14 protein-coding genes are annotated in these 14,890 nt (G+C 64.2%); 6 read left to right on the top strand and 8 right to left on the bottom strand.

Annotation, left to right across the window (positions count from 1 at the left end):
• Positions 1-159: 159 nt before the first annotated feature.
• The 3 genes from NO360_RS07410 to NO360_RS07400 form a co-directional block, all read right to left on the bottom strand.
• Positions 160-1,044, bottom strand: a complete 885-nt coding sequence (locus tag NO360_RS07410; RefSeq protein WP_256306995.1) for an IMPACT family protein — start codon at positions 1,042-1,044, stop codon at positions 160-162.
• A gap of 138 nt (positions 1,045-1,182) precedes the next feature.
• The gene (gene trpY / locus NO360_RS07405) at positions 1,183-1,686 is read right to left on the bottom strand and encodes a TrpY family transcription regulator (protein WP_256306994.1); all 504 of its coding nucleotides are present in this window, start codon (positions 1,684-1,686) and stop codon (positions 1,183-1,185) included.
• A gap of 115 nt (positions 1,687-1,801) precedes the next feature.
• Complete coding sequence (locus tag NO360_RS07400) at positions 1,802-3,637, bottom strand: Cdc6/Cdc18 family protein (protein WP_256306993.1); 1,836 nt, start codon at positions 3,635-3,637, stop codon at positions 1,802-1,804.
• A gap of 1,045 nt (positions 3,638-4,682) precedes the next feature.
• Here NO360_RS07400 and NO360_RS07395 point away from each other — a divergent pair.
• The 5 genes from NO360_RS07395 (at position 4,683) to NO360_RS07380 (ending at position 8,026) form a co-directional block, all read left to right on the top strand.
• On the top strand, positions 4,683-5,324 hold the full coding sequence (locus NO360_RS07395; RefSeq protein WP_103991141.1) for an Era-like GTP-binding protein: 642 nt from the start codon (positions 4,683-4,685) through the stop codon (positions 5,322-5,324).
• A 5-nt stretch (positions 5,325-5,329) separates the two neighbouring features.
• Positions 5,330-5,719 carry a DUF2073 domain-containing protein gene (locus NO360_RS07390; RefSeq protein WP_256307137.1) on the top strand — a complete coding sequence of 130 codons (390 nt, stop codon included), beginning with the start codon at positions 5,330-5,332 and terminating at the stop codon, positions 5,717-5,719.
• Between the two features lie 272 nt (positions 5,720-5,991).
• Positions 5,992-6,942, top strand: coding sequence for an OapC/ArvC family zinc-ribbon domain-containing protein (locus NO360_RS07385; RefSeq protein ID WP_417388621.1), 951 nt, complete (start codon positions 5,992-5,994; stop codon positions 6,940-6,942).
• Between the two features lie 100 nt (positions 6,943-7,042).
• Positions 7,043-7,132 (top strand): hypothetical protein, encoded by a 90-nt coding sequence (locus NO360_RS19065; protein ID WP_425492341.1) that lies wholly within the window; start codon positions 7,043-7,045, stop codon positions 7,130-7,132.
• A gap of 93 nt (positions 7,133-7,225) precedes the next feature.
• A complete protein-coding gene (locus NO360_RS07380; RefSeq protein WP_256306991.1) occupies positions 7,226-8,026 on the top strand; it encodes a DUF7089 family protein in 801 nt (266 codons plus the stop codon).
• A 37-nt stretch (positions 8,027-8,063) separates the two neighbouring features.
• On the opposite strand, the gene NO360_RS07375 is transcribed toward NO360_RS07380, so the two are convergent.
• Both NO360_RS07375 and NO360_RS07370 read right to left on the bottom strand, forming a co-directional pair.
• Entirely contained in the window at positions 8,064-8,642 is a 579-nt protein-coding gene (locus tag NO360_RS07375; protein WP_256306990.1) for a DUF7090 family protein, read from the bottom strand.
• 221 nt (positions 8,643-8,863) lie between these two features.
• On the bottom strand, positions 8,864-9,319 hold the full coding sequence (locus NO360_RS07370; protein ID WP_390281833.1) for a DUF2391 family protein: 456 nt from the start codon (positions 9,317-9,319) through the stop codon (positions 8,864-8,866).
• A 126-nt stretch (positions 9,320-9,445) separates the two neighbouring features.
• Here NO360_RS07370 and NO360_RS07365 point away from each other — a divergent pair, with 126 nt between their 5' ends.
• Positions 9,446-10,126 carry a class I SAM-dependent methyltransferase gene (locus NO360_RS07365; RefSeq protein ID WP_256306988.1) on the top strand — a complete coding sequence of 227 codons (681 nt, stop codon included), beginning with the start codon at positions 9,446-9,448 and terminating at the stop codon, positions 10,124-10,126.
• Positions 10,127-10,271: 145 nt separating this feature from the next.
• Here NO360_RS07365 and NO360_RS07360 read toward each other — a convergent pair whose 3' ends face one another.
• The 3 genes from NO360_RS07360 to NO360_RS07350 form a co-directional block, all read right to left on the bottom strand.
• Entirely contained in the window at positions 10,272-11,597 is a 1,326-nt protein-coding gene (locus tag NO360_RS07360) for an ABC transporter ATP-binding protein (RefSeq protein WP_256306986.1), read from the bottom strand.
• Between the two features lie 2 nt (positions 11,598-11,599).
• The gene (locus NO360_RS07355) at positions 11,600-13,342 is read right to left on the bottom strand and encodes an ABC transporter permease (RefSeq protein WP_390282109.1); all 1,743 of its coding nucleotides are present in this window, start codon (positions 13,340-13,342) and stop codon (positions 11,600-11,602) included.
• A 181-nt stretch (positions 13,343-13,523) separates the two neighbouring features.
• On the bottom strand, positions 13,524-14,672 hold the full coding sequence (locus NO360_RS07350) for a thiamine ABC transporter substrate-binding protein (protein ID WP_256306985.1): 1,149 nt from the start codon (positions 14,670-14,672) through the stop codon (positions 13,524-13,526).
• Between the last annotated feature and the right edge of the window lie 218 nt (positions 14,673-14,890).

The following is a 14,890-nucleotide window of genomic DNA, read 5'->3' as shown; positions in this document are numbered from 1 at the left end:
TGGCGAAATCACTTCGAAAAGAAGCGAAGGAAACGGACCCCCGTACTCTCCGGAGCAGACATATGAGGGACGTTCCCACGGGTCGGGTGAATCGATCCGGCTCCGCGGGACGAACGGTGACGACACTCGCGAGCCGCTCGTGAGCGTCCCCGGTGGCGATCACGCGTCGATGTCGGCGCGGCCGCTCGTCGCGCTCCGGATCCGGTCGCGGAGCGTCGCGGCCGCGTCGACGGGAGCGCGGACCTCGAAGGCGACGTCGGCCTCGTAGGTGCCCTCGAACTCTACCCCCGAGCTTTCGAGAAGTCCGCGGACCGTGCCCGAGTCGTCGTACTCGACGGTGACGACGAAGCGTTCGTGCGGCACGGTCTCGACGACGCCCGCGTCGTCGACCGCGTCCTTGACCGCGCGCGAGTACGCTCTGGCCAGGCCGCCGACCCCGAGGTTCGTTCCGCCGTAGTACCGAGTGACGACGGTCGCGACGTTCCTGATGTCGCGCTGGACGAGGACGTTCAGTGCCGGTTTGCCGGACGATCCGCTCGGTTCGCCGTCGTCGGACTGGTACTCCCGAAGCATCGGCCCCGTTCCGAACCCGGTTCCCGTTCCGGACGCGGTTTCGGGGCCGGATCCCGTTTCAGCCTCGTTTCCAGGTCCCTCAGTCCCGGCTCCAGACCCGGATTCCGGCCCGACCGCATCTCCCGGCCCGGTGGTCGGATCCGCGTCACTCCCCGTCGAATCCGCGTCACTCCCCGTCGAACCCGGGTCACTTCCCACCGAATCCGCGTCGCTCGGCCTCGACGGTGATCCCGCGCTCGCAGGAACGCGGTATGCGGGGACGTTGTGCGTGGCGTCCGGATGCCGTTCGCGGACCCGTTCGATGAACGATTCCGCCTCCTCGACCGTGTTTGCAGGCGAAGCGTACCCGATGAACTCGGAGCCTTTCACCTCGAAACTGGCCTCGCCGGGACCGGCTACCGTACGGAACGATTCCGGGTGGCTCTCCGAGTCGTCGGATCGATCGGTCACGGCCGAGAGTAGCGCCGCCATCGGTCAAAAGGGTTCGCGTCGCACGGAGAGAGACGTGTTGGCGCGAGCGATGTCAAACGATTCGTCTCAAGTGATCTTGAGCGATTCGTCTCGAGTGACGTTGGACGATTCGTCTCAAGCGGTGCCGACCGCATCGTCTCAAGCGATGCTGATCCGGTGGACGAAATCGAGGTCTGCGAGTTCGTTCAGTAGGTCACCGGGGATCGGCTCGTCGGTGACGACGTAGAGTTTCGGATCGTCGGTGAACTCCGGGTCCTCGCTGATCGTCTGTCGGATCGAGATGTCGCGGTCGGCGAGACGGGTCGTGATCTCCGCGACGATCCCGGGCCGTTCGGCGTCGTTGACCTCCACGGTCAACACCGACAGGTCGAGCACCGGGGCGAGGTCCATCAGGCTTGGAATCGACGAGATGTTCTGAAAGATGCGTCTGAGTTCCTCGTCGTCCAGGATCGCCGTCGTCGTCGAGTCGACGACGCGGCGGTCGACGTCGATTTCGCGGGCGATGCCCGTGTTCGGGATCTCGATGCCGCCGGAGACGACGCGCCCGTCGTCGTTCACCGAGAACCCGCGTTCGAGGAGCAGGCGAATGACCGCCTGTTGGCTCGGGCTTCCCTCGAACTTCTGCATAATCTCGTCGAACATCCGTCAGAAGGGTGCACGGCCAGCGCTATTATAGTAGCGTTTGGGCGCCCGCCGAGGTCGTCGCGGTTGGACGCTCGTCGAGTCGGCGGGAGAGCGCGACGTTCCGGAGTATCGATCAGTTGTCGAAGCGCGCCTGAACGAACGGCTGGGCGTTCTCGATGTCACCGAGTCGGGAGTCCGAGAGCAGCACCGCCTCGGTTTCGTCGATCGGAACCGACAGCGAGATTTCCTTCGTCCGGCCGTACCGCCCCTTCGAGACCACGACGGCGTTGACGATGCCGAGCATATCGAGTTCGGAGATGAGATCGGTCACGCGACGCTGCGTGAGGACGTCGGCGTCGATCTCCTCGCAGAGGCGCTTGTAGATGTTGAACACCTCGCCGGTGTTGACGTTGCGGACGCCGTTCTTTTCGAGCAGGATCGTCGCGAAGAGGACGATCTTCGATTGGGTCGGCAGCGTCCGGACGACCTCGACGACGCGGTCCAGTTCGATCTTGTCCTGGGCCTGGCGGACGTGCGCCTCCTCGACGGTGTCGGCCTGTCCCCGCTCGGCGAGTTCGCCGGCGGTCCGAAGGAGATCCAGCGCGCGACGGGCGTCGCCGTGCTCCTGCGCGGCGAACGCCGCACACAGCGGGATGACGTCGTCGGTGAGCGCGTCGTCCTTGAACGCCACGTTCGCGCGGTGTTGGAGGATGTCGCGGAGTTGGTTGGCGTCGTACGGCGGAAAGACTATCTCCTCCTCGCCCAGGCTGGATTTCACCCGCGGATCGAGGAAGTCGGTGAACTTCAGGTCGTTCGAGATCCCCATAATCGAGATCCGTGAGTTATCCAGTTCCGAGTTCATCCGCGAGAGGTTATACAGCGTGTCGTCCCCGGACTTCTCGACGAGTTTGTCGATCTCGTCGAGCATAATCACGACCACGCGTTCCCGGTAGTCGACGGCGTCGAAGAACGTCGAGTACACGCGGTCCGTCGGCCACCCCGTCATCGGAACCGGTTCCATCTCGTCGCGGTCGTCCTCCAGTTCCTCGATCCGGTCTCGGACCGCGTCGGCGGTCTCGTACGTCGAACCGGAGAGTGCCGTCGGGTCGTCGACCGCCTGTGGGTGGAGTTCGTTCAGATCGTCGAGTTCCGATTCGATCACGTCCTGGTTCTTCTCGATGAACTTGTTCGCGAGCTGGGCGAGTACGCGATACTGCGTGTCCGTTACCTCACAGTTGATGTACTCGACTTCACAGGGGACGTCGTACTTTTTCGAGGTGGATTCGAGTTCCTGACTGACGAACTTCGCGCTCGCGGTCTTCCCGGTGCCCGTCTTCCCGTAAATCAAGATGTTGGAGGGCGTTTCGCCCCGAAGTGCGGACACGAGGATGGTCGCCATCTGGTTGATCTGTTCGGTCCGGTGGGGGAGTTCCCGCGGCGTGTAGGAGGGCCGGAGGACTTCCTTGTTCTCGAAGATGGGCTCACCGGAGAGCAGGTCGTCGAACAGCCCCTGACTATCGCCGTCGTCGTCCAACACGACTTCGTCGAGGCTGACGTCCGTCGTTCCGGTACTGCCGTCACCGACCCGGACGGAGTCGGGATCCTCGGGGCCGATGCTCTCTTCGATGTCGATATCTTCGGCCGTCACCGGGTCCCCGCTCGCGGAACCCTCGTTCGTCGATTCCGAAGCGTCTTCGTCGAGCGTGTCCGCGCTTTCTGCGCCGGACGCGTCGTCGGCGTTCTCCGAGTCGGAAACGCGATCCGCGCTGTCCGAATTCCCACGAGACCCCGTGCCCGCCGTCGGCCCCGGGTTCGGGTCCGTGTTTCGCTCGGTTGTGTCGGCCGACTGTGAATCTGAGGCGACCGATTCTTCGCTATCCGCGTTCTCGCCGGAATCCGCCTCCCGCGAATCTGACTTGCCTGAATCCGCCGGTCCGTTAGTGTCGTCGGATTGTGTTTCTTTGTCCATCCGTGTACCCCCCAATTTCGACTGGAAATTATGCCGGTATAGCCGGTAAAGCGTACAATCCAGCGGAGTAAAACGATTCTGCGTCGTTTCTCCGTCGGTGACGTGTCCAGTTGATGCAGACGAAGCAGAGGAACACGTGCTACAAAAAGCTTGTCTCTTCCCACGTCACTTTTCTACTTGTTCCGCTGCGAGCAACCGGGGGCTGTCACTCCGGCTATCGAGTTCGAAGAGTCGTTTATCGAGCGCCGCTCACGTTTTCCAGTTCCTGGCATTCTCTTCCGATTGGGTTGCCTCCTCGAATCGTGACGTGAGTTCACGAATTCGAGTGCAGTGAGTCGCCGAGGGTGAGATTAGCGTGGAATTTCCTCTCGACATTCGATGTTCTCGTTCGTCCCGTCGTGAGACCGCGACGTGAGATCCCTGTATACCGCTCTCGGTGTTGGCTCTCAGGGGACTGTCTCCTCCAATCTCACCCGCCCCCCACCCCTTCGTTTCGTGTGGAACTCGAAATAGAGGGGGAGGGGGTGATGACGGAGGCTATGATATAGCGGTAGTTTTATATTCTGAAATGTTTAACGATACCCGTACCGCAGTAAGATAATTAATTTAGCAGCTTTATATATTTAATTTTATTACTATTTCTTTATACGTGACCACGAGTTCCCGTCCTTCTACAGTCTCCAGTTGAAACGAAGGGGTGGGGGAGGGGGAGAACGACTCACCCGGAGAACGGCTGGAACGATCCACTCGAAAGAATACCCACCGAATAACGGCCGACACAGCCATTGAGTTACCTCGGGCCGCGAACGGCGGTGTCCAGTTGCGGCACTACCACAGACGAGACTGTCACAGACGGCACTGCTACAGACGGCACTGTCACTGAGAACATTTCTCCAGTCTTCCCACTCGCCGACGTATCTGACGGAAGAGGTGGGACATCACTTCGATATCGGGGTCTGTCTGACGCAGTGTTTAAGTGAACACGGAAATGTGGTTCCTCCATACGCCCCTCCACGACACGCATCGGGAGGCGCGGGAGGCCAGGATGGGACTGTTCACAGACCTCAGAGACAGCATCTCACGGGCCGTCGACCGGATGTTTTCGGACTCCGAACCGAAACGAATCGGCATTTACGGACCGCCGAACGCCGGGAAGACGACCCTCGCAAACCGAATCGCACGTGACTGGACGGGTGACGCCGTCGGCCCGGAGAGCCACATCCCGCACGAGACACGACGCGCGCGCAGAAAGGAGAACGTCGAGATCGAACGCAACGGGAAGACCGTCAACATCGACATCGTCGACACGCCGGGCGTTACGACGAAAGTCGACTACAAGGAGTTCCTCGAACACGATATGGAGAAAGACGACGCCGTCCGGCGCTCTCGCGAGGCGACCGAGGGCGTCGCGGAGGCGATGCACTGGCTCCGCGAGGACGTCGACGGCGTCATCTACGTCCTCGACAGCACGGAGGACCCGTTCACGCAGGTCAACACGATGCTCATCGGGATCATCGAGAGCCAGGACCTGCCCGTGCTCATCTTCGCGAACAAGACCGACCTCGACGACTCGAACGTCCAGCGCATCGCGAACGCGTTCCCGCAGCACGAGACGGTTCCGCTGTCGGCGCTCGAGGGGAACAACATGGACGAAGTCTACGGGAAGATCGCGGAGTACTTCGGGTGAGCACGATGCCGGAAGTTACACCAGGCGAAACCGGAAACGGCGTCCAGATCGACCTCATCAGCGGCGCCCGGATGGAGGGGTTGACGAGTATGGAGAAGATTCGGCTCATCCTTGACGGGGTGCGCGACGGCAACATCGTCGTCCTCGAAGAGGGGCTCTCGCCCGACGAGGAGTCGAAACTCATCGAGGTCACGATGACCGAGATCAGCCCCGACGAGTTCAACGGCATCGAGATCGAAACCTATCCCCAGTCCGGCGGCGGAAGCAAGGGCTTCCTCGGCCGATTGATGGGCAAGGAGTCGAACAAGAAACTCACCGTCATCGGCCCGGCAAATCAGATCGAGACGCTGCACAAAGACGAGAACCTCATCAGCGCGCTCGTCTCTCGGAAGTGATGAAATTTTACTCAACCGACCGCTGGAATCCGGAGTGTATCAACGCCGCGCTCGCGGTGTTCGATCGGTCTCGGAGTCTCCACACGAAACAAAGGGCACACCTGAACCACCGGACCCACCTGAACCACCGGGCTCACCGGGCCCACCTGAACCATACGAACCGCTCCCGAGAGGGAAAACGCCCGCTGCACTCGATCCCCTCACTGCACACGAAACGGACGCCCTCCCGCTAATTCAACACGATGCCTCACGAATGTACAACCTGTGGACGAGTGTTCGACGACGGGTCGAAGGAGATGCTGTCGGGGTGTCCGAACTGTGGCGGAAACAAGTTCCAGTTCCGGCCGTCGTCGGCGACTGACTCGTCCGACTCGACCGAGTCGCCGTCGAAACCGTCGTCACCGACCGGTGAGGCGGATCCCGATCGCCAGTCACGTCCAGCGGAGCAGACGGAACCGAAATCGAGTTCGACGGCGTGGAGCGAGGCCGCCGAGCGCGCTGTCGGGGACGAAGGCGACCTGGATTCAAGTCCGGATTCGAAGCCGAGTTCGGGTTCAGAGCCAAGTCCGGATTCGGAGTCGACGTCTCGGCGGGTTTCCTCGTCCTCGCGGGAGTGGCCGAATCAACGCCAGGAGTCCACGCAGGGGTCCGCTTCGACTCCGGACGATCACAGAGACTCGGCTGAAGACGCTCCGACTCGGACAGATTCACGACCGTCCGACTCGCCGGAACCGAGCGGACCCGGCGACACTGCACCGGACTCGGACGACGGCGTCGACATCGACGCCGACGGAACTGCGTCGTCGACGGACGACGACTCCATCGAAGACACCGCACAGGCGAGCGCTCGCAGTGAGGTCGTCTCGCCCGACGAACTCGCCGCCGCGAGTCGGAGTGAGGCCGTAGACGACGAGCCAGTGAGTCCGGACGCGCCCGCAGGCGACGCGGCCGGCCCCCAAGCGTCGGCGGACCGTCCGAGCGACTCCGAGGGCCGGGTCATCGAACCGTCGAGCGACGACCGTCCCGACCTCGAAGACCTCCGAGCCGAACTCAACGAACAGTTCGAGAGCATCCGCATCGTCGCACCGGGCGAGTACGAATTGAACCTTATGGAACTGTACGACCGGACGGAGTACATCATCTCGCTGCAGGAGGACGGCCGGTACGTCATCGAAGTCCCGGACACGTGGGACACGACTCCCGGCGGGCCCGAGGACACGTAGCCGCACGTCGTGATCGGACTTCTATTCCGTATTTCACCTTCCGGACGACTCACAGCGTCAGATTGAAGCTTTTAAGCGCTCCCGTCGAGAGAGTCTCACTATGAGTCAAGCGACCAAGATCGTCCTCGGTACCGTGGGTGTGTCGGCCGTCCTCGCCATCGCGATCATTTTCGCGCTCGCTTTCGGATAACTCGCCTCCGGGTAACTCGCTTCGAATCACCGGAGCGGTCCGTGTGCAGACCTCGACCGTTCTCCTGATACCCTCCCGTCCCCAACGAACGCTATGTTCGACCAACGGCATCTCTCCGACGACGTCGCTGCCGTACGCGACGCCCACGCGCCCGACGCGCTCGTGCTCGACGTTGCGGCCGACTTCGAGACGATACCGCCCGCCGCGGCCGAGGATCTCGGCCTCCTCGTCGACGCGCTCGACCCCGCGACGTACCCCTCGGCGTGGCTCCCAGACGACGCTCCGAGCGCCCTCGTCGCGTACGCGAGTTCGGATTTCACCGTCGGGATGCCGGGCGACGGAACCGTCGCGTGGACCCGCCAGACGTCGCCGCCGACGGTCCTCGTGAAGAAACGCGCCGAGGGGACGCCCGAGGAGTTCCTCGAATACCTCCTCGCGGAGGCGTTCGTCCAGATCGGAACCGACGCCCCCGAACACTTTCTCCCGTTCTTCGGACCGCAGTACCGCGATCTCGACGCCGCCGTGCCGTTAGGTCCCGCCGACGTCTATCAGATCGCGGCCGCCCTCTACGACGCCTGGCTCGGCCTCCAGACCAGGGACGTCTTCGCCGCTTGGGAAGACACGCAACCGCGGCTGTTCGACGCGTGGAAGGACGCCGGAAACCGACTGGAAGGTCGACTCTCGACGCTCCCGCGTGCTGTCGCACGCGGGGAGACCTCCTTCGCAGAGGCGACCGAGTACGCCTGTTCTGCGATCAAACACGAGTTAGACCTTCCTGCGCCCTTCGCCGCGCTCGACACGCAGGCCTTCGTCGAGTACGGTCCCGAGTACGGCGTCAGGTGGGCGACCAAGACGTTCGAGAAACTCGAAGACGACGCCGACGAGAACGCCTGATTCGGAACTCGATATTACCTTTGATCGAACGCTGGGTTCAGAACTCAGCGGCGACGTCGCCGTCCACGTCGAGTTCGACGACGGCGTCGAAGAGGTCGCGGAACCGCCCGATCGTCGCCTCGTCGTGGACCTCGTTCGAGAGGTGGAACAGCCCGACTGCGTCGTGTGCGTCGAGGAGTTCGAGAAGCCGTTCGGTCGCGTCGTACGCGCCGTCGACGTCGGCGTAGTACGCCATCTCGGTCACCGAGTCGACGGTGATCCGGACTTTCCCGTCGTGAGACTCCAGGAACTCCCGCGTCTTCTCGACGATCCCGTCGAGGTCGTCGGGGGCGGAGACGTAGTGGACGTTGTCCGACCTGCGGCGGGAGTATCCGCGCTCGACCGACAGGGTGTCGAGAACCTCCGCCTTCGACTCGTCGACGTCGTAGTATTCGAGTTTCTGTTCTACCTCTCGGGCAGTCGTTCGAGTCGAAATGACGAGGAAGTGGTCGGTGTCGGTCTTCAGAAAGTCGGTGTCGATGCGGTCGGTCGCGCCGATACTCGGGTGCAGAAGCAGGACACCTGTGCCGCCGGGGATCGAATCCGGTGCGTTCTCGATCGCGAGCGCGTAATCCATACCCGTAGGTGCGACCCCGACGACTTAACCGTGCGGGAGTTTCCGTCGTCGGCTGTCACCGCTCGGCACGTCCGATCTAGTCCGGCCGCCAAGTAGACCGATTCTGGCCGTCCAGTAGATCGAGTCCGGCCGTCCAGTAGATCGAGTCCGGCCGTCCAGTAGATCGAGTCCGGCCACCCAGTAGATCGAGTCTGGCCGTCCAGTAGATTGATTCCAGTCGCTCAATATAGCGAGTCGGCGGTCGCGGCCCCGATGACGCTGAACACCGCCCCGATGCTGATCGCTTTGAGCGTCACCCCGATCAGCGGGAGGTCGACCCGCAGTCCCAGTGGCTTCCACGCCGACGTTTCCGACGCTCCGACGAACGTCCCCGGGGCGTCGAACGCGATGGCGAGAATGAGCACGGAGAGATACGAGACGGAAATGAGCGAAATGAACCGGAGGGGGACTCCGCCCACTTCGCTCTCCCGGTCGGGGTTCCGATCGTCGGCCTTGTAGAGGGCCCCGTATCCGATTGCGAAGACGATGACAACGGTGAGGAGCGCCTGAATCGGTGCCATACTCCGTGCGAGTACCCACACTTCTTCGGTGACGACGAACGGGCCGGCCAGCAGGAACCCGCCGACGATCTGCTGGACGGTGTCCGAAAGCGCGAACCGCCGGCGACGTCCGACCATACGTCCCGTTCGACTTTCAGTACTTATATAGCGTCGCATCCGGCGGGCCGCTTCGGTCGGTCCGATCCTGACGGGTCTCGACCTGCGATCCCAACAGTTCTTGGTCCGTCCCCGTCACGCACGCGTATGAGCGTCAGAGCGGAATTCGACGCCTGGGCGGCGGACGGGCGCGACAAGGGGATGGAAGAGCGCCACTGGCACACCGCGAAGCACGCACTCGCACGGATGCCGGTCGAACACGGAGACACGATCCTGGATCTCGGATGCGGCAGCGGGTACGCCGGCCGGGCGCTTCGAGAGACGAACGACGCCGGCCGCGTCTACGGTCTCGACGGCGCGCCGGAGATGGTGAAAAACGCGCGGTCCTATACGGACGACCCGAACGTCAGCTACGTCGTCGGCGACTTCGACGCGCTGCCCTTCGCCGACGATAGCGTCGATCACGTCTGGAGTATGGAGGCGTTCTACTACGCCTCGGACCCGATCCACACGCTCGAAGAGGTGGCTCGCGTTCTTCGCCCCGGTGGCACGTTCTACTGCGCCGTGAACTACTACGAGGAGAACGTCCACTCCCACGAGTGGCAGGAGCGGATCGACGTCGAGATGACGCGGTGGTCCGCCAACGAGTACCGGCAGGCGTTCCGTCAGGCGGGCCTGGCCGTGGCCGAACAGGACTTCATCCCGGATAGAGAGATCGACATCCCGCCCGCGGAGGCGTTCCCCACCGAGGACTGGGGGTCCCGCGAGGCGATGGTCGAGCGCTACCGGACCTTCGGAACGCTTCTCACTGTCGGCGTCAGCCGCTGAGACGCGTCGATCGACGGTCGAGCGGCTCGACGGCTTCGACTTGGGAGTCGATAACTCAGCTGTCGACTCGGCGGCCGTAGTCCGTGGGCCGATCGATCACTCAGTCGTCGACTCGGCGGCCGCAGTCCGTGGGCCGATCGATCACTCAGTCGTCGACTCGGTCCACGACGTGTGCCGAAGCGCAGTCGAAACCGACCCGCACGTCGCCGGTGGGTGGATCCGTCGACTGCACCGTCAGTCCTCGATCGTTCCAGCGGAGATACGTCCGGGTCGCGTCGCCGAGGAACTCGGCCCCCGTTACCGTCGCGTCGAGGATGTTGGTTTCGCTCCGAGAGGTTCCACTCGACTTCTCGAACCCGCCGGTCTCGCTCTCGGACGTTCCATTCGACTTCTCGATTCCGGCGGTTTCGCCCCTGGAACTTTCCGTTCCGAGCAGGCGCATCGCTTCGGGTCGGACACAGAACACGATCCGATCTCCGCCCGACAGGGCTACCCGAGTCGATATCACGACCCGAACCCCGTCAACGTCGACATCGACCTTCCATACCCGCTCTCCTCTGTCGTCCGTTGTCTCGGCACCGACGACATCGCTCCGAACCCCCTTCGTTTCAACTGGAGATTCACCGGATTCGCGGGCCGACGCGGACTGTTTTCCATCGTCCCGCTCGTGGGCGGAACAGGCCTCGTCCCTCCCGCGAACGGAGACGACCTCGCCCTCGAAGACGTTGTTGTCGCCGACGAACTCCGCGACGAAACGGGTCGCCGGGCGGCGGTAGACCGCCTGCGGCGTCCCGACCTGTTCGACCGCGCCGTCGTTCATCACGGCCACGCGGTCCGAAATCGCGAGCGCCTCCTCCTGGTCGTGGGTGACGTACAGGGTCGTGATCCCCAGCGTCGACTGGATCTCCTTGATCTGCATCCGAAGCCGCTCGCGGAGGCGCGCGTCGAGGGCGCTCATCGGTTCGTCGAGCAGGAGGAGGTCCGGACCGGGCGCGAGCGCCCGAGCGAGCGCGATGCGCTGCTGTTGGCCACCCGAAAGCTCCGTCGGGTCCCGGTCGCCCGCCTCCGGCAGGTCGACGAGTTCCAGGAGGTCGGCGACTCGTTCGTCCCGGCTCACCCCGCCCGGCGGGTCCGAGAACCGGAGGCCGTAGGCGACGTTCTCCGCGACCGAGAGGTGGGGAAAGAGCGCGTAGTTCTGGAAGACGACGCCCACGCTCCGCGATTCGGGCGGTACTCCGCGCATCTCCCGGCCGTCGAACCGAATCGATCCGCCCGTCGGCGGTTCGAACCCGGCCACGAGGCGGAGCGTCGTCGTCTTCCCGCACCCCGAGGGCCCGACGAGTGTGAAGAACTCACCGTCGTCGATCTCGAAGCTGATCCCCCGACCATCGCCCTCCCGATCTTCGCCCTCTCGACCGAGCGCGACCGTCTCGCCGTACGCCTTTCGAACGTTTTCGAGCGTCAGTTGCATCGTCAGAACCCTCCCCGTCCGCCGTACCGACCGCCGAACCGTTCGATGATCACGAAGCTCAGACTCGTCACCGCGAGCAGGACACAGCCCATCGCGGTCGCCGGACCGAGCCGCCGTCCGAGATACCGCTCGACTGCGACGGGCATCGTGTAGCTGGTCGACCCCTCCGCGAGGACGACCGTCGAGTCGAACTCGCCGATCGAGATGGCAAAGGCGAACGCCGCGCCGGCGACGACGCCGGCGGCCACGAGCGGCAACTCCACGTCGACGAGCGCCCGAACCCGAGTCGCGCCGAGACTCCGCGCGGACTCCACCAGTCGCGGATCGAGATTCCCCAGCAGCGGCGCGACGTTTCTCGTGACGAACGGGTACGCCCCGACCGCGTGCGCGGCCACGACGGCGAGGGCGCCGGTCACCTGTACCCGCGTCCCGAAAGCCTCGACGCCGAAGACGAGGCCCCGGAGCAGCCCAAGTCCGACGACGATCCCGGAGACCGCCAGCGGTGCCATCGCCAGCGCGTCGACGGCGGCCCGACCGGGGAACTCCCGCGTCGTCAACACCGCGACAGCGACGCCCATCGGCACCGCGACGAGCAGCGTCCCGATCCCGAACCGCAGCGAGTTCGTGATCGCCGGGAGCGGCCGCACCTGGTAAGACGCGCCCGTCTGCTGGCGTTCGAGGAGGAACAGGTAGTGTTCGAGCGTCAGCCCACCCTCCGGACCCGTCAGACTCGCGAGAACCATCGACGCGATCGGGCCGACGAACACCGCGAGCACGACGACGCCGTACGCGCCGATGCCGATGCGCACGCCGAGCGCGCTCGGCGTCCACGCCTCTGGCCACAGCGACCGCCGGGGTTGCGGCCGCGCGCCCTGCCCCGAGCCCCGATTCCGACCCTCGTAGCGGAGGTACCAGTACGTCAGGCCGATGGAGATCGCGGTCTCGACGACGGCGAGGGCGGCCGCCTCGGCGTACGCGAGGTTCTGGATCCGCGAGTAGATGAACACCTCGACGGTCGCCAGCTGGAACCCGCCGAGCGCGAGCACGATCGGGAACGACGCGAACGTGAAGACGAAGGTCAGCGTCGCACCGATCGCGACCGCCGGGAGCAACTGCGGCAGCACCACGTCGCGGAACGCCCGCGTCGGCGACGCGCCGAGACTTCGGGCGGTCTCCACGGCGGAGGCGTCGACGCTCTCCCAGGCCGCCGTCGTCACCCGCGCGACGAGCGGAGCGTTGTAAAACGCGTGCGCGATCACGATCGCCTCGATCGTGAACAGCAACTCGACCGGAGGCAGTCCGATCGCCCGCAAAACCGCGTTCAGCGTTCCGGTCCGTCCGAAGGTGGCGACGAACCCGATCGCGACCATAATCGAGGGCATCACGAACGGGAGGATCGTCAGCGAGCGCAGCGTCTCCCGACCGGGGAACTCGAACCGCGCGAGGACCCACGCGCCCGGGAGCCCCAGCAAGACGGACGCGATCGTCGACAACAGGGCCTGATAGGCGGTGAACCCGAAAATATCGACGAGGTAAAACCGCGACGTGAGAACCGAGACGATCGGCTCGACGGTCGGTCGACCGTCGACGAAGACCGCGTCGGCGAACACCGTCGCGACCGGATAGTAGAAGACGACGAGGAGGATCAGCGACGTCGCGACGGCGGCCAGCGCGAGTGCACGCGCTTCGATGCGACGCCCGAACGAACGCGCCGACGCTCGCACCCCGGCCAGCCGACTCCACACCGTCGACGCGGCGTCGCGGAGGGCCGCGCTCACGGTTCCGGAGTCGTCGCCGACGTTCGCCTTTTTGACGTCGCTCTCGCCGACGTTCGCTCCGTCGGCGTCGCCCTCATCGACGTCCGCTTTGTCGGCGCCGCCTTCGCCCACGTTCGGGACTCCCGACCCGTCGCTGTCGGCGTCGCCGTCACTTGCTCGCGAACTGTCGCTCCCACGCCTGGGTCCACTCACTCACGTTGTCTCGAAGTTCGTCGTACGTGAAAGTGACTGCTTCCGGCGGTGCCTGCGCGTACTCGGCGAAATCCCCCGGCAGTTCCGCAGTCGTCGTCGCCGGGAAGGCGACGTTCCGCTGGGCGATCTCGCCTTGGACGTCCGGACGCAGCATAAATTCGAGGAACTCACGGGCCAGTTCGGGGCGATCGGTCCCCTCGAAGATCGACATTCCCTCCGGGTAGGCGTAGCCCTCGTCGTTCAGGAATCGGATCTGGTGTTTCGCGAGGTCCTGGCCCTCGCGGTTGGCGTACACTTGGTCGGTCGAGTAGGAGACGACCATCGGCGCTTCCTCCTCTAAGAACGCGTTGTACGACGTCGACCAGTCCGAGAGGACGCGAACGTCGTTTGCCTGGAGGTCTTCCCAGTAGTCGAGGTACCCGTCGGGACCCTTCGCGTCGACCGTGTGCAGCAGGAACGACTTCCCGGTCGCGCTCCCCGTCGGATTCTGGGTGAGGAGGTCGCCCTCGAACTCGGGTTCGAGCAGTTCTTCGAAGGTCTCCGGGGCGACGAAGTCGCCGTCCTCGCTCATCGTCTCGTTGTAGACGATGCTGACGTAACTCGTGTCGTAGGGAACGATTCGGCCCTCGGGATCGAAGTTCAGCCCCTCTTTCACGTCGCCACGGCCGCCGATGTCGTCGACGGCGGTGAACAGCCCGTCGTCGAGCCGCTCGTCGATCCGGATGAGCATATCCACGTTGAGGCCGACGTAGACGTCCGACTCGATGTCGACGCCCTGGAGCGCCCGTTCGATGTAGTAGTTGATCTCGCTGTCGGGCGTCGCGAACGTCACCGTGGCGTCGAACTCCGACTCGAAGGTCTCCTTGAGCCACGGTCCGGGACTCGTCGACGGCGCGTCGACGAACGCGCCGTACGTCGAGACGACCAGCTCGGGCGGTTCCGACCCCGGCGTTCCCGTCGTCGTTCCGGTCGCGTCGCCGTCGGCTTCGGTGGCCGTATCGGCGGTTGACCCACTATCGCCATCGCCGCCGCCCCCGCCGACGCACCCGGCGAGTCCGACAATGCCGCCCGCACCGACCGTTCGTACGAACGTTCTCCGTTTCATTACCAGGTAGTTTCACCGAGTGGTACTTAATCGTGATGCATCGCCTCGGCCGACGCCGACGTATCCGGCGATCCTCACTGGTTCCGTTCGACGACGGTTCTCACCACTCCTTCTCACCACTTCCTTCTCACCACTTTCTTCCGCGACGGTCCTCACTGGTTCCTTGGGCGACGATCCACACCGCTTCCTTGGGTCGACCGCGGAGCAACGCTCTTGGC

Origin of the sequence: Halobellus litoreus (assembly GCF_024464595.1) — an archaeon.
Taxonomy (GTDB): Archaea; Halobacteriota; Halobacteria; order Halobacteriales; family Haloferacaceae; genus Haloquadratum; species Haloquadratum litoreum.
This window is presented reverse-complemented; position numbering and strand designations above follow the sequence as displayed.